19 protein-coding genes are annotated in these 25,088 nt (G+C 62.9%); 11 read left to right on the top strand and 8 right to left on the bottom strand.

What is annotated here, in order from left to right; translation table 11 throughout:
• Position 1 precedes the first annotated feature (1 nt).
• Positions 2-1,864, bottom strand: coding sequence for a hypothetical protein (locus tag J8C01_RS08665; RefSeq protein ID WP_211431648.1), 1,863 nt, complete (start codon positions 1,862-1,864; stop codon positions 2-4).
• 33 nt (positions 1,865-1,897) lie between these two features.
• On the bottom strand, positions 1,898-4,102 hold the full coding sequence (locus J8C01_RS08660) for a S46 family peptidase (protein ID WP_211431647.1): 2,205 nt from the start codon (positions 4,100-4,102) through the stop codon (positions 1,898-1,900).
• A gap of 121 nt (positions 4,103-4,223) precedes the next feature.
• Here J8C01_RS08660 and hrpB point away from each other — a divergent pair, with 121 nt between their 5' ends.
• Entirely contained in the window at positions 4,224-6,704 is a 2,481-nt protein-coding gene (hrpB, locus tag J8C01_RS08655) for an ATP-dependent helicase HrpB (protein ID WP_211431646.1), read from the top strand.
• 180 nt (positions 6,705-6,884) lie between these two features.
• Here the strand turns inward: hrpB and J8C01_RS08650 are convergent, their stop codons facing one another.
• From J8C01_RS08650 to hisZ, 3 genes are all read right to left on the bottom strand, one after another.
• Positions 6,885-7,502 carry a hypothetical protein gene (locus J8C01_RS08650; RefSeq protein WP_014100238.1) on the bottom strand — a complete coding sequence of 206 codons (618 nt, stop codon included), beginning with the start codon at positions 7,500-7,502 and terminating at the stop codon, positions 6,885-6,887.
• Between the two features lie 89 nt (positions 7,503-7,591).
• Positions 7,592-8,260, bottom strand: coding sequence for a polyhydroxyalkanoate synthesis regulator DNA-binding domain-containing protein (locus J8C01_RS08645; protein WP_211431645.1), 669 nt, complete (start codon positions 8,258-8,260; stop codon positions 7,592-7,594).
• A 159-nt stretch (positions 8,261-8,419) separates the two neighbouring features.
• Positions 8,420-9,541, bottom strand: a complete 1,122-nt coding sequence (gene hisZ, locus J8C01_RS08640) for an ATP phosphoribosyltransferase regulatory subunit (protein WP_211431644.1) — start codon at positions 9,539-9,541, stop codon at positions 8,420-8,422.
• A 196-nt stretch (positions 9,542-9,737) separates the two neighbouring features.
• On the opposite strand from hisZ, the gene J8C01_RS08635 reads away from it, so the two are divergent.
• The 10 genes from J8C01_RS08635 (at position 9,738) to J8C01_RS08590 (ending at position 22,290) form a co-directional block, all read left to right on the top strand.
• On the top strand, positions 9,738-12,716 hold the full coding sequence (locus J8C01_RS08635) for a zinc ribbon domain-containing protein (protein WP_211431643.1): 2,979 nt from the start codon (positions 9,738-9,740) through the stop codon (positions 12,714-12,716).
• 172 nt (positions 12,717-12,888) lie between these two features.
• A complete protein-coding gene (locus J8C01_RS08630; RefSeq protein WP_211431642.1) occupies positions 12,889-13,728 on the top strand; it encodes a DUF4388 domain-containing protein in 840 nt (279 codons plus the stop codon).
• A gap of 47 nt (positions 13,729-13,775) precedes the next feature.
• Positions 13,776-15,029, top strand: coding sequence for a hypothetical protein (locus J8C01_RS08625; RefSeq protein ID WP_014100233.1), 1,254 nt, complete (start codon positions 13,776-13,778; stop codon positions 15,027-15,029).
• Between the two features lie 50 nt (positions 15,030-15,079).
• Positions 15,080-15,568 carry a hypothetical protein gene (locus J8C01_RS08620; RefSeq protein WP_014100232.1) on the top strand — a complete coding sequence of 163 codons (489 nt, stop codon included), beginning with the start codon at positions 15,080-15,082 and terminating at the stop codon, positions 15,566-15,568.
• A gap of 120 nt (positions 15,569-15,688) precedes the next feature.
• On the top strand, positions 15,689-16,495 hold the full coding sequence (locus J8C01_RS08615) for a DUF4388 domain-containing protein (protein WP_014100231.1): 807 nt from the start codon (positions 15,689-15,691) through the stop codon (positions 16,493-16,495).
• 148 nt (positions 16,496-16,643) lie between these two features.
• A complete protein-coding gene (locus J8C01_RS08610; protein ID WP_211431641.1) occupies positions 16,644-17,903 on the top strand; it encodes a HAMP domain-containing protein in 1,260 nt (419 codons plus the stop codon).
• Positions 17,904-17,928: 25 nt separating this feature from the next.
• Complete coding sequence (gene sucC, locus J8C01_RS08605; RefSeq protein ID WP_014100229.1) at positions 17,929-19,089, top strand: ADP-forming succinate--CoA ligase subunit beta; 1,161 nt, start codon at positions 17,929-17,931, stop codon at positions 19,087-19,089.
• A 116-nt stretch (positions 19,090-19,205) separates the two neighbouring features.
• Complete coding sequence (locus J8C01_RS08600; RefSeq protein ID WP_211431640.1) at positions 19,206-20,027, top strand: patatin-like phospholipase family protein; 822 nt, start codon at positions 19,206-19,208, stop codon at positions 20,025-20,027.
• Between the two features lie 206 nt (positions 20,028-20,233).
• Positions 20,234-21,139, top strand: a complete 906-nt coding sequence (locus tag J8C01_RS08595; protein WP_081464808.1) for a ferritin-like domain-containing protein — start codon at positions 20,234-20,236, stop codon at positions 21,137-21,139.
• A 230-nt stretch (positions 21,140-21,369) separates the two neighbouring features.
• On the top strand, positions 21,370-22,290 hold the full coding sequence (locus tag J8C01_RS08590; protein ID WP_211431639.1) for a universal stress protein: 921 nt from the start codon (positions 21,370-21,372) through the stop codon (positions 22,288-22,290).
• Between the two features lie 55 nt (positions 22,291-22,345).
• On the opposite strand, the gene J8C01_RS08585 is transcribed toward J8C01_RS08590, so the two are convergent.
• The 3 genes from J8C01_RS08585 to J8C01_RS08575 all read right to left on the bottom strand — a co-directional run bounded on the left by J8C01_RS08585 (position 22,346) and on the right by J8C01_RS08575 (position 25,047).
• Positions 22,346-23,650: a UDP-glucose dehydrogenase family protein gene (locus J8C01_RS08585; RefSeq protein WP_041569779.1), complete on the bottom strand. Its 1,305-nt coding sequence runs from the start codon at positions 23,648-23,650 to the stop codon at positions 22,346-22,348.
• Between the two features lie 85 nt (positions 23,651-23,735).
• Entirely contained in the window at positions 23,736-24,737 is a 1,002-nt protein-coding gene (locus J8C01_RS08580; protein ID WP_211431638.1) for a KpsF/GutQ family sugar-phosphate isomerase, read from the bottom strand.
• Positions 24,724-25,047 (bottom strand): hypothetical protein, encoded by a 324-nt coding sequence (locus J8C01_RS08575; RefSeq protein ID WP_211431637.1) that lies wholly within the window; start codon positions 25,045-25,047, stop codon positions 24,724-24,726. Before J8C01_RS08575 ends, J8C01_RS08580 begins: the two co-directional genes overlap by 14 nt.
• Positions 25,048-25,088: the final 41 nt, after the last annotated feature.

The following is a 25,088-nucleotide window of genomic DNA, read 5'->3' as shown; positions in this document are numbered from 1 at the left end:
CTCACGGCAGGATTTCAACCTCCAGTTGCTGGCGGCCGCTCACGTCGCACTCGCCGGGTGGTAGTTCCTGTTTGAGCAGGGTCAGGGTTGGCAGGGCTTTTCCTTCGGTTCTGATACGCGCACTGCTGATGGTCGCCAGATAGGAAGCCGGCAGCGCCGGCATGGCTTCCTCGCCGATGACCGCACCCGGCTCAGTACGGTAGAGCCGAACGTAGAGCCGGTCAGGGCGGTGCAGGCGATTGAGTGCCGCCGCAAGCTGTCCCAGATTCTCAGCCGTGCCGGTCACAACCGGATCGAGGGCATCCATGACGCGGCCATCACCGACGAGCAGCGTCACCATACCGGGACGCGCATCAGCCGGAATGGTGACGGGCACCTTCTCGACCAAAGTCTGCCCCTGGGCATTGTGGGCCACAAGCGTCAGGTGGAGGGTTTCACCCCGCCGGACGCGCAGGCGGTCGGCCCACAGTCCGTCCAGGGTGGCGTTGAGCCGGGCATCCCGCGCTGTCACAGTGACGTGGATGGCGCGTACCTTCCCCTTGGCCAGCCCGCTGTTGAGCAATGTCGCCAGCGGTTGCGCCACGCTGACGCCGACGCCCGTGGCCGGGCTGAAGTTGGAAGCAATCGAACGGGCGAACCGGACCGGCGGTGCGCCGTCCAGCTCAATCCGCCCTTCGGCGCGGAGCGTCGCCTCGCCAATGCTGCGTTCCGTGGTCGTCAGACTGGCCGCGACGCCGATGTTGGCCAGAATCGGCGACAGGAAGCCGTCTTCGACAATCTCAAAACGGTAGCGCCGGGCAGCACCAAGCGCGCTTTTGACCTCAACCGTCACCGGGATCATCGGGGCCGTGATGCCCAGCCGCCCACGGATGGCTGCCGAGCGATCCTGCGTCATGGCTCCGACCGGGGCTTTGGGCACCGTCAGCTTGAAGGAGTTGCCGACGTTCGGGATGACCGTCACCACTTCGCCTTCTGACATCGGAAACATCACGCCGCCAATCCCGCCGGGGCTGAAGAAGGGATGACCGAACGCCAGAATGTCATCGCCATCGCGCCACGTCACCGTGCCGGAGGCGCTCAGACCGAAGTCGCCGCGCATGAGGTCCACGGAGACCGTCCGCCCCGGCGCAAGGGTTTCCGGGGTGATGACGCCCAGACCGGCTGGTTGCGCCGGAGCGCCGCCACCGTTGACAACCCGGAAGCCCAGCCCTTCAAAGGTGGCGGCAAAGGGCGCCAGGACATCCACGGCAAAACCGGACGCCGCCAGTGGCGTGGCAATCGGCAGGAAGGCCCCGCCTTCGCGCCAGGCATCACGCAGCGCCGGAATGTGCGCCACGGCTGCCGCGTCAACCGGGATAGGCGAAAGCGCCCCGGTCCGCCGGGCGAGCGGCGCCGGGTCGCTTTCAGCAAAGACTTCAATCATGTGGGCAATCGGCATGATGAGCGCAATTGGCTCCTTGGCAAAGGCAAAGGCCGCCGAGATCGCGCCGACGAGCTTGCCTTCGATGAAAACCGGGCTGCCGCTCATCCCGGCAAAGACCAGCGTGCGCTCGACGTTGGAGCCGGTCAGCCGCGCCACGATGAAGGACTGTTTCGGATTCGGTGTGCCGGGCAAAATTCCCAGGATTTCCACGCCGAAGTCTTCCACGCGGTCGCCCTGAAATACCGTGCGGCCCACGCCGACCAGTCCGGGCCGGATGGCGTGCAGCGGAAAGAAACGGGGATCGTCGGCCGTCATCCGCAGCGCCGCACGGGCGCTGTCGCGGGTAGGGCCATGTCCGCGTTCATGGGCCACGACCACGCCGCTGACGAGAACGAGACCGACCAGACCACAAAGTCCACGCCACATGAGTCGCCCGAGCATGCCAACCTCCCACACACCGTGTTGACCGGCGGTTTACCGGCGCGTTGCCGCGCCGCTGGCCGGTGCAAAGGTCATTTCCTTGAACAGGTAATCCGCCCCTGCCATTTTCTCGGTCAGGAACAGTACGTAGCGGATGTCCACGCTGATGGTGCGCTGGCTGTCGTAATCATACAGGAAGTCGTTGCCCAACCCTTCAAAATTGCCGTCGAAGACGACGCCGATGATTTCGCCGCGCCCGTTCAGGATGGGACTTCCCGAGTTGCCCCCAATGATGTCATTCGTGGAGAGAAAATTCACGGGCACATCGCCGAAACGTGGCTCAAAGTACCGGCCGTGATCCTTGCGCCGGTACAGGTCAATGACCGCCTGGGGCGCGGCAAACGGTTCAACGCCACGGTCCTTTTCGACAACCCCAAACAGGGTCGTGTAGTAGCGATAAGTGGCCCCATCCTTGGGTGTGTAGCCCTTGACTTCGCCGTAGGTGAACCGCAGCGTACGGTTGGCGTCCGGGTAGAAGGACTGGTTGCCGCGACTGGCTGCCAGTGCTGCAATGTAGCGCGCCCGCAGCGGGGTAACTTCAGTATTGAAGCGTTCCGTACGCTTGCGTGCGGCATCGCTTTCGGGGGCCAGCGCCAGCAGGAAGTTGATTCCGGGGTCGTCCAGCGCCCGGAGCTGGGCCGCCGACAGCTCAAACAGCACCTGTAGCCGCCCCGGCGTGCTGTAGTAGGGCGACTCGATGATGTGCCGGGCGAGTTCCCGCTGTGCTGCCGCGCGCGCTTCTCCGGTTTTGCCTTCAAACTGCCTGTCAAGAAAAGCCACACGGTAGCCTGCCGGCTGCTTATCGGCCAGTTCAAAGAGCGCCACCAGCCGTTGCTGTTCAAGACTCGCGTTCCGGTCACGAAACAGGTTCGGAATGGCAGCCTTGGCCCGGCTCACCTGAGCTTCAAGCTGTGGATTGCGTTCACTGGCTGGCTTTTCAGCGTCCAGTGCGCGCGCCACCGCCAGACTGGCCACGCCAGCCACCTGGCTGACGAAACCGGGAATCCGCGGCAGCAGGAAATCTGTGGGCACGAACGGCCGCTGCTCCTCGTTGAGTTTGGTCAGTTTGGGAATGACATCACCGTACTTGGCCTGGTTTTCGGGTGTGCTGGCAATGAACTGCGCCAACGCGGCTTCTTCCTTGCGGCGGCGTTCGAGAAACTGGACGCGGCGGAGCGTGCGCTGGGCGCCCTGGTACGCCTTGAGTGAGTTGCTCAGCCCGAAAATCTGCGAGGCCAGCGCCAGAGCCGTTTTGCGGTCGGCCCTGGCGGCTTCTTCGAGCGCGGCAATCTGGCCGGTGAAAAAGTCAATGAGCAGCGGAATCTGGAGGCGTTCATTGGTTTCCACCGAGGACGCTTCGCGGTAGCGGTTCGTGCGTCCCGGATAGCCCATGACCATGGTGAAGTCGCCTTCTTTGTAGCCGGCCAGCGAAATCGTCAGGTACTTCTTCGGGCGGTACGGCACGTTGTCTTTGGCATAGGCCGCCGGGCGGTTGTCCTTGTTGGCATAGACGCGGAAAAAGGTGAAATCCCCGCAGTGGCGCGGCCACTCGAAGTTGTCCGGGTCGCCGCCGTAGTAGCCGATGTCCTTGGGTGGGGCATAGACCATCCGCACGTCGGGAAACACGTCATAGACGTAGAGGTAAAACTGCAACCCGCTGTTCATTTCGACAACCTGGGCCTGCCGGTTCGGCTGAGTCTGGGCGTCAATGATCTTTTTGCGGTTTTCGGCAACTTTTTTCTCCCGTTCCTCGGCGGTCATCTCCGGTGTGACGCCGGCAAGGACTTCCGCCGTGACATCCTTCATAATGTCGAGCACCTGAACGGTGTAGCCCGGCGTCGGCAGTTCTTCACTCCGGTTTTTGGCGACGAAGCCATGGGCGACATAATCCTTTTCCGGGGTGCTCAGGCTGGCGATGCCGTCGAAGGCAACGTGGTGGTTGGTCAGCAAAAGTCCTTCGGGTGAGATAAACTCCCCCGTGCCGCCGTCAATGATGACAATGGCATCCTTGAGGCTGGGGCCGTTCGGGTTATAAATGTCTTCAGGTTTGAGGGTGAGACCCTTGGCCCGCATTTTGGCAAGAGGCAGGGTGTTGACCGTATCCGGCAGCCACATGCCTTCTTCGGCCTGGGTGAGGGTAAAGAAGCAGCCGGAAGACAGCACCAGGGCCAGCCCCCCGGCAATCAGTCGCTTGTACATAGGAAACAAACGCGCTCCATTTCAGGATGTTGTGTGTCGTGCATTCGCAGACGATAACCGGAAATGACACCGGCCGAAAGCAAGAGTCCGTAGGCAGCCTGTCAGGGAGGCCGGGCCGGTGATGCCGCTTCCGATTGACGCCTTTCTGCCCGGCATCGTTGAGACCCTGCACGCAGCCGGTCGGCTGGTCATTCAGGCCGCTCCCGGCGCTGGAAAGACGACCCGTGTCCCGGCGGCGCTGCTGGAAGCCGGGCTGTCCGCATCAGGCGACATCGTGGTGGTCGTCCCGCGTCGCCTGGCAGCGCGCCTGGCGGCCCGTTTCGTGGCCCAGTCGTACGGGGAAGCGGTCGGGCAGACGGTCGGCTACACGGTTCGCTTCGATGACCGCACCGGCCCGGCAACGCGCCTGCGCTTCGTGACGGATGGCATTCTCACGCGCCGTCTGCTCCACGACCCAACCCTGCGCGGCACGGGCATCGTCATCGTGGATGAATTCCACGAACGGCATCTCTCCACTGACCTGGCGTTGGCGCACCTGCACCGGCTGCGGCAGGGTGTGCGTCCTGATCTCAAGGTGGTGGTCATGTCGGCGACACTCGATGCCGAACGGGTGGCCGCCTTCCTTGCCGACGCGCCGGTGGTGACGGTGCCGGGGCAGACCTTTCCGGTGACGGTGGACTACCTGCCGCCGCCGGGTGCGGTGCCCCTGTCCCGGCAGGTGGCGGCGGCTCTTGAGCGGTGCCTTCGGGAGGGACCCGACGGGGATGTACTCGTCTTCCTGCCGGGCATGGCCGAGATCCGCGCCTGTCTGCGCGAGTGCGCCCCGCTGGCCGCGCGCCACGATCTGGCGCTGCATGCCCTGCATGCCAGCCTGCCGGCTGTGGAGCAGGATGCCGCCGTGCGGCCCGGGCCGCGCCGCAAGGTCATTCTGGCGACCAACGTTGCCGAGTCAGCCATCACGATTGAACAGGTGGCGATTGTCATTGACAGCGGTCTGGTGCGCCGCGTGGAGTACGCAAGCTGGACGGGCCTGCCCCAGACGACGATTGGGCGCGTGTCTCAGGCGGCTGCCCTTCAGCGTGCCGGCCGCGCCGGCCGGACCCGTCCCGGACGCTGCCTGCGGCTCTACACCGAGGCGGATTTCAACCTGCGCCCGCCTTTTGAGACACCGGAGATTCACCGTACCGATCTGGCGGAGGCCGTTCTGGAACTGCGGGCCATCGGCATCCGTGACCTGTCAACCTTTCCGTGGTTTGAACCGCCGACGGCCGAGGCGCTGGCGGCGGCCGAAGCGGCCCTGCATCGCCTGGGGGCGCTCGACGCCGAAGGGGTGACAGCCGTTGGGCGTGCCATGCTCGAACTACCGGTTGCGCCACGTCTGGCGCGGCTGGTCGTCGAAGGATGCCGGCAGGGCGTGGTACGGGAAGCCTGCCGGGTGGCGGCACTATTGGGTGAGCGCGATGTCCGTCGGGCGGCAAATGTCCCGCCCGGCTATGGGCAATCGGATGTCTTGGCGCTGCTCGATACGTTTGAGACCGCTAACGAAGCCGGCACGGTGGCGCGGGTGCGGCAGGTCGAGCAGCAACTGCTGCGGTGTGTGCGCCGTCTGCCGCCGGAGCCGCGGCTGGCGTCGGCGGGAGAGGTTGCCGGGGAAGTTGAATCCCGGCTTGGGCGCTGCCTGCTCGTGGCGTTTCCCGACCGGGTGGGCCGGATACGGCGGCGGCCCGACGGAGAACGGGAGGTGCTTCTGCCCGGCGGCGGACGGGCCCGGCTGGCGGCGTCGAGCGTAGTGACGGAACCGGGGCTGGCGTTGGCACTCGATGCCGAAACGCAGATGGATGGAACGACGCTCGTGCGGCTGGCAAGCCAAATCTCACCGGACTGGCTGATGGAGTTGTTTTTCGATGCCATCGAGGAAACGGACACGCACGAGCTGAACGCCGAAGGGCGTGTCGTCCGCTTCCGGCGGCTGCTCTATCAGGGCATTGTCTTTGAGGAACGGACGCTTCCGACAGTTGAGCCGGCCGTTGCGTCCCGGCTGCTTGTTGACCGTCTGCGCGCGAGCGGAGGAAGTGTCTGGCCGGCCGAGCCGGCGCTTGACCGTCTGCAGGCGCGACTGGCCTTTGCGGCGGCCCATGTCCCGGAAGCCGGTCTCAAACCCTTTACCGACGATGATGTGTGGGCGGCTGTGGAGGAACTGTGTCCCGGTTGCGTAACCCTGGAGGAAGTCCGGCAGGCGCTTCAGCAGCAGCGTCTGTCTGCCTTGCTGCTGGCACGGCTGACACCGGCGCAGCGGGCGCAGCTCGATGACATTGCCCCGGAAAACCTGCTGCTGGGCCGCCGCCGTGTGTCCATCGGGTATCCGGTGGATGGGCCGCCATTCATCGCTGCGCCCATCCAGGATTTCTTCGGCATCCGGGAAACACCGCGCCTGGCCCACGGGCGCGTTCCTGTCACCCTGCACCTGCTGGCACCCAATCGGCGGCCGGTTCAGGTCACAACTGATCTGGCCGGCTTCTGGAAACGGGCCTACCGTGAACTGCGCCCGCAACTTGCCCGGCGCTATCCAAAGCACGCCTTCCCGGAAGTTGGTGGCGAGTAGTGAGTGGCGAGTGGCGAGTGGCGAGTGGCGAATGGGGGATGGCTGCCGGGAAATCGGGCCCGGTACACGCCCAAAGCAAAGACGCGCCCCGGTTGGAGCGCGTCGCGGAATTTGCCAGAAAGCCGTCGCAGGATGACGGTGCTGCCCGGTCGGCAGCCCGGTGCCGCAGTGAGTAAACAACTAGGCCACAGCAGGCGTCGGTTCACCGGCCGGTTCGGCTTTGCGACGGGTCGGTGCCTTGATTTCCTTGTCGAGCTTGCGCGACATCTTTTCAACCTGATTGAGAATGCGCTTGATGTCCGAGCCGTTGGCGAGGTCAAGCGACGCCACGACGTTGAGGACTTCCTCCCGCAGGGCTTCCTTGTCCAGTGCCGCCTTCTTCGACCGCGAGGTGGTCAGCTCCGTGAGTTGGCGCACCAACCCGTCAAAAAACTTCTGAAGGTGCTCCGTCACCTGCCTGATCTGGGCGACAGGCATTTCACTGAGTTTGCTGACCTGCCGCTCGATGTCCTGCGGCGTGGGCAGGTTCAGGTTGGGCATAGGCAATGTCGGAACGGTGAGTTCGACTTCATTGCCACGGGCCACGGCATCGTCAAAAAACTTCTTCACGGTGTCACGCACAACCAGCGTCGTGCCAATCCCGAACTTGACGCCTTTGACCGCCGCCTCGGAAAGGATTGCAAAGGGCGGACGGGAGGTTGATTGTTCAGCCAACCGCTGGGCAGCCCGGGAACGGGGCTTGGAAGTCGTGGTTGTCGTCTTGCGGGTTGTTTTCCGGGTGGTCTTGGTCGTTGCCATACGAGTGCGCTCCTTTATTGCGAGGGTATGTATTCAGAAAAATGAAGTCCGTGTGGTGGGTTGTACGGGGGGCAGTTGACAGTGAGGGATTACGACCGGACGGCGCGTGTGCGCTTCCGGGTGGTCATCCCGTGGCCGTTGGTGACACGTTGGGCAGACTCAGCAGCTCCTGCGCCGTCCACGCCGGCACCATCCAGCGGCGCAGCCTGGGTAAGCTTTCCAAGCTGCTTTTCGAGTTCAGTCACCCGCCGCTGAAGCCGTCCGAATTCCCTTGCCGAAGGCACGCCGTGCGCCGCAAGCTGCTCAGTAACACATTGTGAAACAAAGGTTTCGATGACGGCCCGCAGCGCTGGCGCCAGTTGCTCGGCGCTTTCATCGGCACTCGCTGTGCCTTTCAGGCTGTGGCGGAAAGCATCCCGGAGCATTGTCCCGAGCCGTTCAAACTGCCGGTCAATCTGTTGCACCGTGTCCAGCCCGGCTGAGACCGTCCGCCGCATGTAGCCAAAAAACAGATCGCTCGGCTGCCGGATAAACGACACCAGCGCGTTGCGTGAAATCGGCTCTGTCGGCTGGCGCACCGTCACCGCCGCAATCTTGGAAAGCGTGGCTTCCGTAATGTCTTCGCCGCTTTCCTTGTCAATGACCTGCACTTCTTCTCCCGCCTGGATGAGGTCGGCCAGTTCCTCCAGTTTCACGTAGCGTCGGGCGACGACATCGTACAGTTTGCGATTGGCATAACGTTTGATCGTGCGTGCCATAAGCGTTGCCTCCATCCTGTGGCATCGGAAGTTACGTCGTAGACCGACGCTGCTGGCAGGATAACGCAGTGCGTCAAAAAGTCAAGCAAAAAGTGACGCAATGCAGCAGAAGTTTTCCGGCCCCGGAGTGCAAATACAACAAAACAAAAGGGAAACGACTTATCTTTCGGGCGGGCTGGAATGGCGCGCGGTGCGAATTTCGACCCGTTCACCGGCCCGCCGGCACTGCCGGGCATGCCGGAAGGCGGCGGTCAGGTCGTCGCCATCGGCGTCGAGCGCCGTCGTCCGGGGCATGGACACGGAAAGCGTCGGCAGCACCCGGATGAGCTGGTCGAGCGAAAGCTGAAAGCCCACGGCCGGCTCATCCACGCCAAACAGACGGGTCAGGGCGTCGTACCGTCCGCCGCTCCCGACGGCCAGCCCGCTGCCGGGAACGTAAATGTGAAACGTCATCCCGGTGTAGTACCCCAGGCGGCCGACGGCGCTGGCATCGAAGGTCAGGCGGTCGGCAATGCCAAGGGCGGACGCAACATCAAAAACGTGTTCGAGGTCGTCCAGCGCCGCCAGAATGTGGTCATTGCGGGTCTGCGCACGCAGGTGGTGCAGGGCTGCGCTCTGCCCATGGACGCTCAGCAGGTCGCGCCAGAGGGCGGGAGCGGACTGCTCGCGCAGCCACGTCTCCAGAGCGGCGTACTGCCGCCGGTCAATAAGCTGGCGCAGGGTTTCGCGCTGTCCGGCAGAGAGTTCCAGTTCTTCGGCGACACCGGCGAGGATTCCGGCATGGCCCAGCAACACCTGCACTTCCTCCAGTCCAAGCCGTTCGAGGGCTTCCAGCGCCACGAGCAGGACTTCGACATCGGCTTCGAGGCGGTCATTGCCGAAAAGTTCCGCGCCAAGTTGCCAGGTGGCGCTGGCGACACGGCGGGCCGCGTGGGTGTTGCGGAAAACTTCGCCGCCGTAGCACAGCCGGATGGGCCGCGGCCAGTCCCGGCAGCGCGTGGCGACGGTGCGTGCCACCAGCGAGGTCAAATCCGGGCGCAGCGCCAGCAACTCGCCTTCGACATCCGTAAAGCAGTAGGTGGCCTCCGCCGGATGGCTGCCCGTGCTCTGGGCAAAGAGGGCATAGGCGTCATAGACCGGCAGCAGGATTTCCTCGTAGGACCAGCCGTGAAAGGTCTCGAACACAATGCGCTCGATGGTCCGGCGGCGGCGGACTTCCGGCCCGAGGACATAGGTGACGCCAGCCGGGAGTTTGAACCAGGTATCCATTATCGTCGTCATGATTGCGGCCCGTGCTTTCTCAGATTTCGAGCAGGTGGCAACATCTTCCCACGCGCAAAAGACCGTGCTTGTAGTCCATTCCGGCGGTCAAGGCCAAACGGCTGCTTCAGAAGCTGCGGCCGGGCGTCGCTGCCGGAGAGGGAAGAGCCGCCCGTGGCGGTCGTGATTTCTGCCTGACAAGGAAGGGGTGTCACCTATGTCAGAAGCAAGTGTTCCTTTGGGCGGAGGGGGGGCGGCCGGGCATCCGTATGGGGGTTGGTGTCCGAACTGTGGGGCGCCGCTGGCGGTTGGGCAGAAATACTGCATCCGGTGTGGATTGCGCTACGACGCCGCCGCCTTTGAGCGGTTGGCAGCGCTCGAGGCCGAACGCCGGGCCATTCTGAGGTCGCTGCTGCCTGCGGAAGCTGGTGCCGCGAAAGCGGGTTCCACACCGGGCAGACCTGTGCCGCCAGTGCCGACGGAGACCGTGTTTGCCGAAACGGAGCCGGGGGGCGGGTTGCCATCCGATGCCGATACCGGCTCCGTGGCGTGGTTGCTGCCGGTTCTGGTGTATGGCGGCGGGATGCTGATGGTCATCGGCACGCTGGTGTACCTGCGAGGCATCATCCTTGAATATCCGGCGGTGCAGTTTGGTCTCATCACGGCGGCCATGGCGGGGTTTTTCGGGTTGGCGGTGCGCGGTTTGCATCACGATCCCGACAATCTCCTGGCCCGGGGCTGGCTCTGGCTGGCGATGTTGCTGCTTCCGCTCGATTTCTGGTTGGGGGTTCGGCACGGCTGGCTGCCGTCCGGCATCGGGTGGGCTTATGCACTGGCATGTGCGGCGGTGTACTGGTTGTTGGCCGGGTGGCTTGCTGACCGGGCCGTGCCACACCTGGCAGTGGGTGTCGGGTTGGTAGCCGTCCTGTGGTTTGGGGCGGACGTCCTACCGTCGGAAGCGGAAGTGTGTGGCTTGGTGTCCGTCATCGCGGCAGGGCTGGCTGTCTGGTCAGTGCGCTTTCCAGAGCATGTGGCCGCTACCGCTGGCTGGTGGTGGGGGTGTGTCGCGGTAGCGTTATGCGCCCTCCCAACGTCTCTGCTCATGCTGCTCGCAACGTCTCTGCTCATGCTGTTTGATGAACCCTGGCCGGGCAGCCTTACCGGTCTTTCATGCCTGGTGGTGGGAGCGGTGACGGCCAGCCAGAGGGCGGCCTGGGCATGGGTGGGCGGCGGTCTCGGCGTCCTGACGCTGGCCTATGGTCAATGGCTCGCGCTGCACAACCTGCCATCGGGCTGGCTGGCAACGGGTTGGGCCGGCTGGCTGTGGGTGCTCACCCTGGGGCAGATCGCAGCGGATCGCCGGGCGGAAACGGACCACGAAGAGCAGGCCCGACGTTTCTCTGTGCCGTGCAGGTGGGCGGGGCATCTTCTGGCGGGCGTCCTTGGTTTGTGGGCGCTGCTTGGCGTCGTCATCGGCTTTGACATCTGGCTTTTTGCAACGTCGGCTGGAATCACGCTCGGCCGCGGGCTGGCGACGGCTCATGAGTGTGTCGGGTACGGTCTGGCGTGGGCGCTCGTGGCGGGGTGGGGGGCGTGGCAGATGCGGAAAACGCTCCTGTGGTTTCCACTCTGCCTGGCGGTCGTGTCCATTCTGGCCATCTCCAGCGCCCTGACGATGGGCGCACGGGAGATACAGGTCATTTCTGGGCCGATGGCCCTGCTGGTGCTGCCGGTTGTGCTGTGTGCCACGCGCTTCGGGATTGAGTGGCTGGGCGCGTGGCTGGGGCGGGAGTACAGCACGGAAGTGGACACGAGCTTTGGTCTCGACTTCGGGCTGCCGCATCATCCGGCCATTGTGCCGTCGCGGTGGGTGGTGGATTTCTGCGCGGTTGTTCACCTGCTGGGACTGGTGGTGCTGGCCGCGGAGGCATGGCATCCGGTTCACACGGCTGGGATTGCCATCCTGGCCCTTTATGGCGGCCTGGGATGGTTTCTGAGCAGTACGCCGGGGCTTCAGCGTGGGTATGCCCTGGCGATGTGGGGTGTGGCCTACGTGGGACTGGTGGTGACGGGGTGCGGCGCCGGGCGGGTGGGATGGCGCGACATTCTGCCTTGGGTGGCACTGGTTGCCGGGGGCAGTGTCGTGGTGGTGTCCGCTCCGGTGGTGGATGAAAGCCACCTTCGCGCTGCATCACGGCAGGTCTCGCTGGTTGTGCTGGGGTGGGGTGTGCTGGCTGCTTTGGTGGGCATCGTGACTGCGACGGGGCCGGAAGCCGGGCACTTCCTGGCGTTGGCGTCGGCGGCTGGCGCTGGTTGGGTAGCCGCCGTCAGACAGCAGGTTCCGCTGCTGGGGCTGTTGGCAACGGTGTGTGGCGGGCTGGCGGTCGTCCAGGCTGCGCGGCTTGGTGGGTGTCCGATAGAAGGACTGCCTATGGTTGGCGTTGTGTATGGCTACAGCGCGGCGTGGTTGGGGTGGCGAAGTCTGCGGCGCGCCAAGGAGGAAGCCGCCAAGGAGGAAGCCGAACTGCCGTTGTGGAGATCGCTGAACGCCGGCGGACAGCTCTGCCTGTGGATTGGAGCCGTGGGCGCGCTGGGCGTTCTGGAAGGTAATTCTCCGGTACTTGTCGGCTGTAGTCTCGTCTGCGCCGCCAGCGCGTTGGCCGTGGCCAGTTTCGTTGCCAGGGATGCCACGCATGACCTGTACGCCGTAGGCGCGCTGGTGTGGGGCGCTGTGACTTACGTATGGGCGCTCAGCCACCTGGCGTTACCGCCGTTTGAGCGGGTTGCCGCCCTGACTGTGCCCTATGGCGTGGTGGTGGCGGGCGTCGGCTGGCTCAAGTGGCGGTGGCAGCGCGGTCATCCGGTGCTGGCGCGCCTGCTCATCTGGCTGGGGAGCTTCGTCTTCTGCTTTCCAGTCGTCGTGCAGTCCATGCTGCTCCGTCTGGATGGCAAGGGGGCTCTGGGCCAGGACATGCTGGCGGATACAACGGCGTTGATTGCACTGGTGCTTGGGGTAGCCACGGGCTGGAGGGCTCCGGCTTTTGCCGGCGGGTCGGCGTTGGGGCTGCACCTGTCGGTGGTGTTGGCGGTCAGTGTGTCGTGGAGTGATGTACCCTACGGCGTCTATCTGGCTTTGCTGGGGCTGGCACTGTTTATGACTGGTATTTGGTTGTGGCGGCGGTATCAGACCGACTAGCCCGCTGGCAAAAAGTTTCGGGGGGTTGGGTTTTGCTGCCGGATGCCGATCAGATGGCGCGCAGATGGCGCGTCGTGAATTGACACCACGGAAAAAACTCTGTTAGCTTAGCCCTACCTTCGTTATAGTCCATAACGCTTCCAAAACCTGTTTTTCCTGCCCAGAAAGCCCTATGCCGCTTGTTGGCGATCTCACCGACCTCGCACTGGTGGACATCATCCAAATCAACTGCGTTGGCCGCAACACGGCGCGGCTGACGGTGCACTACCCGATTGGCGATGGCGTGTTCTACTTTGCCGATGGTGAGGTGGTAGATGCGCGTCTCGGTAATCTGGTAGGGGTGGAAGCGGTGTACAAGGCTCTGGAATATGACCAGGGGGCTTTTCGGATAGACACCGGTATTCCAGCGCCGACCCGCACGATTTTTGAGCCTTGGGCCAACATCATCATGGAAGGGCTGCGGCTGCTGGACGAAGCCCGTGCGGGACGCGGCGAAGAGGCTGGTGGTGCGACACCCACACCGACTGCGGTGACGCCGACCCGGACGCCGACGACCACGAGTGGGGCTGCCCGGGTGGTCAACATTTACCAGGTGCTGGTCAATGATCTGACAAAAGTCAAAGGGATTGACATGGCGCTGGCGGTGGCGCGGGATGGCACCGTGCAGGCTGCCAGTAAAGTCAAATCAGCCGAAAAGCTGGGCATGATGGTGGCCCTGCTGGTTCACCTTGGACGGCTCATCAGCGTACCGAGCCGGGTGGGGGCCCTGTCCCGGATGACCATCAGCGTTGGTCCCAAGAAGGTGATGGTCTTTGACCTTGAAAACTACCTGGCGCTTATCGAGTTCAGTGCGGCGGTTCGGTTTGAAACCATGAGTCCACACATTGACCGTATCTTCCGCAAGATGCAGGCGCGCATCAACGGTGCAACCGACGGGGTTTCGACGGGTTTGTTGGGTGGTACGGGTGCGCTGACCCCACCCGGGCCTTATGCAGGGCCGCTGACAATGTAGGGCGGTCAGCTTGGCGCTGCGCCACCGGTTGATGTTGACGCTTGGCCATGATTGTTCCACGCGGAAAGCCAGTCCATGAAAATCTGAGCACGTCGTACGTCAACGTTGCCGCCCTGTTGGCTGATCTCCAGGTCAACGAATTCACGGGCTATGTGTCAGTGGAGTTCTGGGGCTACAGCGGCTATGTGTTTTTGTCGCGCGGGCAGATTGTCAACGCCTATGAAGTGACCGAAACAGCCACCCTGCGCGAGCGGCAAGCTCTGGAGAGTCTGCTGTCACGCGCCCAGGCACGCAATGGCAAGGTTGGCTTTTTCCAACACCCGGAAGAAGTCATCCAGGCCATTACCGGCATCATTGAGGGGGAGCCGGTTCACCGCGATTTGTCTTCAGACTTTACCAATCTCGAAAAACTCGTCGAGAAGCTTATCAAGTCCGGCGCTGTTTGGTATGTCGAGGTCCTGTTTGAACAGGAACAGGGGGGCGGGATCATTTATGTTTTCGATGAGCGGGCCGAGGCGGTTGTTTCCATCGCGCCGACGGCGGGCGGTGAATACACCACAGCGCTGGGAAAAGAGGGTTTGGCGCTGATTTACGACCGGATTGCGCACGGAGCCACCTTCAACGTCTATCGTGGGACGAGCGCCCCGGCGGCGATGACCACCATCAAACCACCGGTTGCGCCGCCACGTCCTGAAATGCCGCCATTGAGTCCACCGCCAGGCGGCCGGAGCAGTTCGGCAGCACCTGTGTCTGAGCTGGTACCTCCTACCTTACGTGCCCCGGAGGTGCTGTCTCTGCCAAGCGCGTCCCCGGTGGTGGATACGGTGCTTGTTGAGGATGAAGACAGTGATTCACCACTCGAACTCGAAGATGAAAGTATTCGCCCGCTGACCCGCGAGCAGTATGCTGAACTGGTCGGCTTGATGGGCGAGGTGGTGCACGCCGTTGAATCCGGTGTTACGGAGGCTTTGCGCCGGGCGGATTTCGTGCCGTCATTCCGTGAAGCCCTCATCAACATCGCTCCCCACTATCCCTTTCTTGACCCTTTTGCCGCCGAGTTTGAGTATGCCGATGGCGTGGCCACCTTTCGCGGCAAGGCACGTCCGGCAGACTTTGTGGTGGGGCTGTCCCAAGCGCTCCGGCTTACCATCGCCGAGTTGGACCGACGCTCGCCAGAGACCCATCTGCGCCGACACATTGAAGCGGCGTTGCGGGCGTTGCATCAGCGCCGGCGCGCAGAGTTCGAGCGGTATGGTCTCGAAATTGCCACGAGTGAAATTTTGGCGCCCTCGGCCGGATAGGTGGCGATGCCGGTTCCAGCAGGTAGGACGCTTCTTGGTAAGGAGTGCGCATGTCGAAAGCTCATGAAGTGTTTCTCCAGGAACTGATGCGCATGCCGGGCATCAAAAGCGCCCTGCTGGTCAACAATCGCGGGGAGGTGCTGTTGAGCGCCGGGCAGTTTGCCCTCAACTCCCAGGCGACCGTGCAGATGGGGGTCTTGCTGGCACAACTCTCGGCGGTGGCTGAGATTGAGTACAACAAGGTCGAAGAAATCTCGATGGTCTTTGCCGACGGGCGCATCACGACTTTCACGAATCTTGACTTGATGATCGAGACCACCTATGGTACGCAGGAAGTGTTCCTCATCCTCGTCAGTGCGCCGACGGCCAACTTGCCAACCATGCGCATGACCGTCAAGGTAGCGGCCGACAAGCTCAAGAAAGACCGGGCTGTGGCTGGGCTGCGGGTCAGTGTCAGTGTGTTGCGTCGCAATCTTTTGACGCGCGACCGACTCGATGCGACGAGTTGGGAGTTGCTCGAGGCCATGAATCGCGCCTGACGGTGACGGCAAGGTACGGTGACGGCGAGGTGATGTGGCAGCGGGGGTGTGTGACGGCTTCTACGGGGAGTTGGTCAGAGCGCCCAATGAATATTTTTCTTGGCCCTGGGGACGCACACCATGTCAAATGCATTCAGCGGGAATCTGGCGCAGCTCAAACTCATGGATGTCCTACGGCTGCTTCATGCGAGCAACCGGACGGGGGTGCTGGAACTCGTTCACGACGATGGACGGCAGGGGGAGATTTACTTCGACAACGGTCAGATTGTCCACGCCGTTTATGAGGACGCCATCGGGGAAGACGCTGTCTACGGTCTGTTTTCCTGGGGCAGCGGCAAGTTCAGCTTCACCGCCACCGACACGCCAACCGACGAACGGACGACCTATCTTCAGACCGAGGAAATCCTGCTGGAATGTGTCACCTACGCGACCGAGTGGGAAAGCGTCCGTCGGGTCGTGCCTTCAGCACGTGCCGTATTTCGGCTCTCTTCACGCTCAATGAAGGAGTTTTCCCTGCGCGCGGAAGACTGGTCAGTGATTCAAAACCTGGATGGCGTCCAGACGGTCGGTGAGATCGGGGATATTACGCAACTCAACGAACTGATGACGTCGAAGGTGATCGTCCGCCTGTACGATTTGGGGCTTGTCGAGTATGTCGGAGAGCGGCAGGAAGAGGATGTGCAGGTGGATGTGGTGTCAGACGACATCATCCATCAGACCGAGCGCGAGCTGACCCGCGCCATTGGGCCCATGGCTCCGATTGTGCTTGAAGACTGCGCCGAAGCCCTTGGGTTCAAACTGCGGCAGATGCCCAAAGACATGATGCCGTCCCTGGCCGAGCGCCTGGCCGAAGAAATCCCGGACAATGAACGGCGGGTCAAGTTTCAGGAGGCCATGCTTGAGATTATGCAGCATCTTTATGCCTGATGGCGGCGCAGGAGGGGCGTTGTGCGCAAGCCTTGCTGTGTCGGGGTGGTCTCGTATCGTAGGTGCTCCCGCCCCGGCAGGTGGGGGCAGGGGGCGCTGCGCCTTCTGGCCGTGTCTGTAGCGGACACGGCACGCTTCATTTTTGACCATGAAACTCAACATTCGGAATAAACTTGCCATTTTTGCGGCGCTCCTTATTTTTGCGCCGCTGGCGCTGTCGGCGCTGGCTTTCGTGGTCATCGTCAGTGGGACGATTGACGGGAATGCCCGCCGGGACATCGAAAAAGATGCCCGCCTTGCCGACCGCATCCTGCGCTCCCGACAGCAAACCCTGCGTGAAGTAGCTCAGGCAACGGCGCAAGCTGTTGCGGCTGAAAACCTCATTGACTCAGCCGCCGCCCCAACCGGGGCTTTGAGTGCTTCCGGGAACCCGGCCCAGGTAGCTCAGCAGAGCCAGGCGAGTGGGCAGAAAAAGCTCAATCAGTTGTTGCAGCAGCGGGTTGAATCTTCCGGGGTGGATTTCCTGGCCATTCTCAACACCAAGGGGCAGGTTCTGGTACGCAGCGCCGGCAGCGGGGACAGCTCCTTTGGAGACAACCCACTGTTCATCAAAGCCAAAAATGCCGCCGAGAGCAACCAGCCAGACGCCCTGCTGCGGGCCGTAGTCGCCGGGGCAGTCAATGAAACACCCGACCTGCTCCGCGATTTTGGGTTGGGCGAACAGTTCAGCCGCAACACCGTGTCGCAGGTGGGATTGACCCTCGAAGGCATCGCACCGGTGGTGTCCGGCAATCGTGCCTTGGGTTACATCGTGGCCGGGCAGCTCATCAACAACGCGCCCCAGGATGAAAACCGTCCACTGCCAGCACTCACGCGGGAAGTCAAGCAGACGCTCTACCGAGACCTTCAGGATGTGTCGGTGACACTTGTCCTGTCGAAAGACAAGAAGGTGATTTCAGCCAGCGATCCCCGCGCCTTGGGCGTGGCGATTCAAAGTCCGCTGGCCGACGACAAACCCACGGCCGTCAACAACACCCTGCTGGGAGGCGATTACAAAACGGCCTTTGCGCCGATCAAGGAGCCCAGTGACCTCACCATCATCGGCTACGTTGGCGTGGGGGTGCGTGAAAGCTATTTCAGTCAGGTGTTCAACACGACGCTGCTCATCATTGCCATTGTGACCGGCGTCTCGCTGGTGCTGGGGATTGGCATCGCCTTTTACCTGTCGCAGCTTCTCACGAAGCCGATTCTGCAACTGACCGAAGCGGCGAACCGCATCAGTCTCGGTGAACTTGATGAGCCTATCGTGGTGGCCACCGGGGATGAAATCGGCGAACTGGGCGAATCGCTCGAACGCATGCGCATCAGTCTGAAGCAGGCTATCGAGCGTCTGCGCAGTCGCCGCTAAGCCCTGCTCATTCAGGAAATTGCTTATGAAAATTCACGAATATCAGGCCAAACGCCTGCTGGCGAAGTTTGGCGTACCGGTGCCGCGGCACCACGTGGCCCTCAATGCGATGGATGCCTGCATGGCGGCCGAAGCGCTGGGTTCCTTCCCGGTCGTGCTCAAGGCCCAGATTCACGCCGGCGGCCGCGGCAAAGGCGGCGGCGTCAAGCTCGCTTCCTCGCTTGAGGAAGTGGAAGCCATTGCCCTGCGCATGCTCGGGCACAAGCTGGTGACACCCCAGACGGGCCCGGAAGGGCGCACCGTCCACCGGCTCATTGTCGAAGAAGGGCTGCACATTGACCGCGAGCTGTACCTCAGTCTGCTCATTGACCGCACCACATCTTCGCCCATCATCATGGCGAGCGAAGCCGGCGGGATGGAAATCGAGGAAGTCGCCGCGGCAACCCCGGAAAAGATTTTGCGGGAAGTCATCGATCCGGCGCTTGGGTTGCAGCCGTATCAGGCGCGGAAAGTCGCCTTCGGTCTCGGCTTTACGGGCAGCCAGGCGGGCCAGGTCGTGAAGATACTCATGGCGCTCTACCGGGCCTTTGTGGAAAGCGATGCTTCACTGGTCGAGATCAATCCCTTTTTGCTCACCAAAGAAGGGGATTTCTACGCGCTTGATGCCAAGGTGATGCTCGATGACAACGCCCTGTACCGGCATCCCGACTACGTCGAACTGCGCGACACCCGCGAAGAAGAACCGCTGGAAACCGAGGCTGCGAAGTACGATCTCAACTACGTCAAGCTGGATGGCAACATTGGCTGCATGGTCAACGGCGCCGGGCTGGCAATGGCCACGATGGACATCATCAAGCTGGCTGGTGGTCATCCGGCAAACTTCCTCGACATTGGCGGTGGGGCTTCCCAGGAACGGGTCGAGCAGGCTTTTCGCATCCTCATTGCCGATCCCAGCGTCCGGGCGGTGCTCATCAACATTTTTGGCGGCATCGTCCGGTGCGACATGGTGGCGGCCGGAGTCATCGAAGCGGCCCGCAACCTGGATGTGCGTCTGCCGATTGTCGTCCGGCTTGAAGGCACGAACGTCGAGCAGGGGCGCGCCCTGCTTGAAAGTTCAGGTCTGAACTTCACGACGGCCAGCGGCATGCGGGATGCCGCTGAGAAGGTCGTTGCCCTGGCAGCTTAGGCGTTTCCGGCGACTGCGCTGAACAAAAGTGCCGCCGCTCCATCTCTGTAGGGCACCGTCTTGCCGGAGCGGTTTTTCCCAGGAAGTCGCCTGTCATCAGTGGTATAGGGTGCGCCATGCGTCCACTGCGACCAGAAGAGCCGGTCAGTCTGGTTCTGGCTGCCGGGGGAGCGCGTGGTGTTGCCCACGTCGGGGTTCTCGAAGCGTTGGTGACGCACGGTTTCCGCATACAGGAAATCGTCGGCTCCAGCGTCGGCGCGCTGATTGCCGCCTACTATGCCGGGGTTGGTCTGTCGCTTGAGGAAATGCGTACCCTGGGGCTGGGGCTTTCCTCGCGGCATCTGCTGGCCTGGGCGGCGGCGCGCCGCGCGCCGCGCTTTGCCCGCCCTTACTTCCAGCGCCGGGCCGGGATTGTCCCGGCTTATCTTGAACGGCTCGAACAAGCCTCCGGGCGGTCACTGCACCACGGCGTAGAGCGCATTGGCCTGCTGGCCTTCGATGGGCTTTCCCGGCGGGAAGTCCTGTTTCACAACCAGATGCCGGATTTCCCGCTGGCTGAGGCGATGCGTGGCGCTGTCGCCATCCCGGTGGTCTATCCGCCACGGCGCATTGTCTATGCCGGGCGGCGGATGTCGCTGAGTGACGCTGGCAGGCGCAACCGGCTGCCCATCGAGTACCTCTTTGCCGCGCCTTTCTGTCCGCGCCAGATCGTGGTTAGTGACATTGCCAACCGTCTGTCCCATCGGCGTGAAAATGCGGCCAAACTCAAGGTCTGGCAGGCGCGTCGGCCGGACGTGCCCATTCACGTCGTCCTGCCGGATGCGCTGGGCCGGGGCATGCTGCTGTATCGGCTCTCCGATCTGGAAGCCCTGGTGGCTTCGGGACGCGCCGTGACGGAAGCCCTCATCGCATCGGCGGCACAGACTTCGCCGGACTGAAAGCGCCCGGACGAGCTTGCACGGAGGCGTCGGCCATTGACTACTCACCACTCACCACTCGCTGCTCACCATTCGCCACTCACCACTCGCCACTCACATTGCACAGCGGCGTCGGCCATGGGTTTTCAATTGGCCGGCAGTAGTTTACAGTTGTGGCCTTCATCCCCCAGGACAACCCATCTCTTTGCCAGTTTGGGAGACCTTGCATGTCAGCTACTCGCCAGGAAGCCGCCATGCGTCAGGTATTCGAGCGCATTGTCGCCGATCCTGATTTGCACTGGGCGACGATGAACCTTTACTACTACTCGGAATATCACGGGGCCGAAGGGATTGCTGCGCTGGCCAGACAGGTCGAAGCCACCAATCCCCAGCTTGCCGAAGCGCTTGTTCACCACGCGGACGATGAGTTTCGTCACGCCGCGATGATTGCCGACATCATGACCGATCTGGGCGATGTCCCACGCCCGCCGCTGGGCATCAAGTATGTGGATGAGTTTGCCGCCCTCGCCACCGCCAGCACCGATCCCGACCGGATTGATGAAGTCGAACTGCTGGCGGCGCTCAACGTGACGGAAAAGCGCGGGCTGTTCAGCTTTGCACTGCACGTTTCGACCCTGCCCAGGGAAAGCAAAGCCTTCAAGCTGCTCAACCAGGTCAAAAACGAAGAAGCCGGGCACGTCCGGTGGGGCAACCAGTATCTGGCCGAACTCAAGGCCAACGGACGGGAAGCCGAAGTGCGGCGGGCGCAGGCGAAGTTTGAAGTCATTGAAAAAGCCGCCTATGAAACTTCGCTGGACATTATGCCGGGCGCGCCCATCCGCCGCATGCGACGGATTGTGGAAGTGGCCCGGCAGTTGCCGGCAGAACGTCAGATTCCCTACGTGGTGGAGCAGTTCTTCCGAGCCGCAGACCCGCGCCCGGTGTTTGGCGCCCGGTGGCAACTCGTCGAAACCATCCTGTCTTCCGCCCGGCTGCGGGAACAGGTCAGCGCCGATGTACAGCGCATCCTGGCCGGGCAGCCCCTCGCGTCCGATTCACTGCTGGGGCGTCTGGTGGCCGATGCGCGCCGTGCCGTTGAAAGCCTGTGGCGTCCGCAGGCACAGGCCGCCTAGTGGAGTTCGCCTGGTGTGGCGAACTGGCGTGGTGAACTGGACGCAGGTTGGTTATGACCTGGTGTAGTAAACTATGATGTGGCGTTCGACTGCGCCTGTCAGAGATTTTCTGATAGGCGCAGCGCCATCTGGTGCGCTACGCTGGAATCTCACGCAGTAACGGCAAAGGTTTCGGCTGACCGAAACTTCCCACCAGATGACTGACCCACATACGTACCGGTTCTGACGCCATGTTCCAGCACATTCTTTTCCCGACTGACTTATCCCCGCTCTCCCGTGGACTGCTGAAGTACGCTGCCGCTTTTGCGCGACAGTCCAAAGGGCAGGTGACCATCCTCAATGTTCAGAGCGCCTCCCTGCCGGCCCAGGCGCTGCGGCTTTCGGAGCGGGCCCTGGCCGAAAACGGCTTTGAATGGCTCGTTGGTATTCGTCGCGAGCTGGAAGAAATACTTCAGCACGAAGTGCTCCAGGGGCTGAATGCCAATGCCATACTGGCGGAAGGTGAGCCGGCAGCGGAAATCCTGCGTGTCGCACGCGAGAAAGACATCTCCCTCGTGGTGATGGCAACGCAGCGGCGTGGGTTTCTAAGTCGTCCGCTCATTGGTTCGACAGCCCTGGCCGTACTCGAAGAAACCCCCTGTCCGGTCCTGGTGGCCCGGCCGCCTTCGCGCGACTTCGTGTACTACAAAGGCGCTGAAACGACGATTGCACTCAACCGGATTCTCCTGGCCACGGATTTTGACCCGGTGACGGATGCCGCCAAGCAACTGGCCTTCGATCTGGCAAAAGTCCATGGGGCCAAGGTCACGGCCCTCCATGCCATTCATATCGTTCTGGGGTACTTCCCCATGCGCGCCAAAAGCGGGGAAGATGACGCCGTGGCGCTCGTGCGGCGCAACGCCGAAGCGCGCTTCGATGCGCTGGCTGCAGAAGCCAAGGCTGCTGGCGTCAATTTTGAGTCCCGGCTGTGTGATGGCCGGGCTTATGAAGTCACCCTGAAGCTGGCTCATGAAATCGAGGCCGACCTTATTGTGATGGGCTGTGGCGACCGCAAATCCGGCCAGCCGCTCGGCCACCATGTCGAGCGGGTGATTCGGGAGTTGCCCTGCCCGGTGCTGGTCGTGCCGCCGAGGGACAGTCAAACGGCTTGAGGGGGCGCCTGAAAGCGTGGCAGCCGTGGCAGGGAAGCCATGGCCGCCCGTTGCCTCAGCGTCGCCCGACGCCCAGGTAACGGAAGCCAGCGCGCCGCGCCTGCATCGGGTCACAGACGTTCCGCAGGTCGGCAATCGCCGGTGTGCGCATCACCTCGCGCAGCCGCTCCAGATCGAGCCGGCGGTACAGATTCCACTCCGTGGCGATGATGAGCAGGTCGCAGCCGGCCGCTGTTTCGTAGGGGTCTTCGCAGAACGTCACATCGGGCAGCAATGTCGCGGCTTCTGGAATCGCTACCGGGTCGCTGGCCCGCAGGGTGACGCCCAGCCGGCGGATGGCCGCCGCGATGGCCATCGCAGGTGATTCGCGCAGGTCGCTGGTTTCGGGTTTGAAGGTCAGCCCCAGCATGCCGGCCACTTTGTCAGTGTACGGTTCTCCCAGCAGCGTTTTGATTTTGCCCAGCATGGCCTCGTGCATGTCGTCATTGATGGCAATCCCGGCTTCGACGATGCGCAGCCGGTGCTGGTGACTGCGCGCCAGATGGGCTAGTGCTCTGGTGTCCTTGGGAAAGCAGGAACCGCCATAGCCCGGCCCCGGCGACAGAAACTTGCTGCCGATCCGGCTGTCCAATCCCATGCCACGGGCCACATCGAGCACATCGCAGCCAAGGCGGTCGCACAGCAGCGCCAGGTCGTTGATGAAGGAAATCTTCACCGCCAGAAACGCATTCGACGCATACTTGATGAGTTCTGCCGTCTCCACGGTTGTCGCCACCAAAGGCACGCCGGTTTGAATGAGCGGAGCGTAGAGGTCGCGGAGAATGGCGTTGGCCTGCGGGTCTTCGCAGCCAATGACGATGCGTTCCGGGTGCATGAAATCGTTGATGGCATCGCCTTCACGCAGGAATTCCGGGTTGGAGGCGACACTGAAGCTCGCCCCGGCCGGGCAGCATTCCTCCATCACCCGGCGAATGGCCTGCCCCGTACCGGTCGGCACGGTGCTTTTGGTGACGATGACCTTGTAGCCGTCAAGGGCTTCGGCAATCTGCGCCGCCACGGCTTCCACCTGTGACAGGTCAGGGCTTCCGTCTGGATTGGGCGGCGTTCCAACGGCAATGAACACGACGAGCGCCCGGTGGACGGCCGCCTTCAGGTCGGTTGTGAAGTGAATACGTCCGGCCCGGCGGTTTTTTTCGATGAGCACGTCGAGGCCCGGCTCGTAGATGGGCACGCGCCCGTCTTCGAGCAGGGCAATCTTGGCGGCGTCTTTGTCCACACAGGTGACGTTGACGCCAAACTCGGCAAAACAGGCCCCCGTGACGAGGCCTACGTAACCCGTACCGATGATGGCAATGTGCATGGCAATGGAGTCGGAAACTGGGAAAAGTTCAGGGTCTGCACGGGGCGACTCTGGCAAAGCCCCGGCCCGGCTGTCAAACCGGCTGTCAAATGCGCGGTTCTGCCCCCGCCGGCGACAGCACACCCCAGAGATCGTGGAGATGGAGCAGCCCTTCAACGCGCTGTTGGGCATCCACAACGACCAGCGAGGTGATACGGTACGCTTCCATAGCCCGCAGCGCCGCCACCGCCCGGTCGGTTGCCCGCGCCGTGCGTGGACGTGGATGCCGTGTCTGCCGCCCTTCGAGCGCGGCGGCCGCCGTAAGCTGCAGGAAGGCTTCCGGCTGATGCTCCATCAGCCGCCGCAGATCGCCGTCGGAAATGACGCCGAGCAGCCGCCGTTCGCTGTCCACGACGGTAGTGATGCCAAAGCCTTTGCGTGAAATTTCGTGGATGATGTCCGGCATCAGGGTTGTCGGCTGGACGGTCGGAACCTCCGCCCCCACGTGCATGACATCGGCGACACGCAGCAGTTCGCGTCCCAGCTTGCCGCCCGGATGTCGCCGGGCAAAGTCTTCGGCGGCAAAGCCCCGGGCCGCACCGACGGCGACGGCCAGAGCATCACCGAGCGCCATGGCGGCTGTCGTCGAGGCCGTCGGGGCCAGATTGAGTGGACAGGCTTCAGCATCCACGGCTGTTTCCAGCACCACCTGCGCTGCCCGCCCGATGGTCGAGTCCGTCCGTCCCAGAATGGCCATCAGCGGCAGCGCCAGGTCCCGAAAGCTGGGCAGCAGCCGGACGATTTCTTCGGTTTCCCCGCTGTGTGAAAACACCAGGATGACATCTTCGGCGGTTACGCGCCCGATGTCGCCATGGGCGGCTTCGGCCGGATGCAGAAAAAACGAAGGCGTCCCCAGACTGGCCAGCGTTGCCGAAGTCTTGCGCGCCACGAAACCGCTTTTGCCCATGCCCAGTGTGACCACATGCCCGCGTCCGGCGAGAATGATGTCCACCGCCCGTGCAAAATGCTCATCGAGCCGGTGCACGAGACGCGCCACGGCTTCGGCTTCCACCCGCAGCACTTCACGGCCGCGTTCAATGTGCGCCATCGTCTTCTGGTTTCCGGGCAGCATCCGTGGCGGTTTCTCCCATCCTGGTTTTGGCTTCGGCAAGGGCGCTGCGTCCGCCAATTTTGCCGGACATGTCCGCCAGGTCGGCTTCCAGAAGGTCCACTTCAACGGCAAAACGCGCCAGATGGGGCGGCAGGTTGGCTATGTTGGCCGCGGTCGGTGCGGTATCTGGCGCGTCCCGCAGCAACTGGAGAGCTTCCAGCTCTGCCTGCTCCTCGGCGGTAAGCGTGCCCTTGTACTGCTTCAGCAGCAGGGCGTTGTACTGGGCTTGTTGTTCCGGTGTCAGCATGGCGCGGGCTGTCTCCTTGCAGGCACATTTTGGGAATGACC

Source organism: Chloracidobacterium sp. D, from assembly GCF_018304685.1.
GTDB classification, from domain to species: Bacteria; Acidobacteriota; Blastocatellia; order Chloracidobacteriales; family Chloracidobacteriaceae; genus Chloracidobacterium; species Chloracidobacterium thermophilum.
This window is presented reverse-complemented; position numbering and strand designations above follow the sequence as displayed.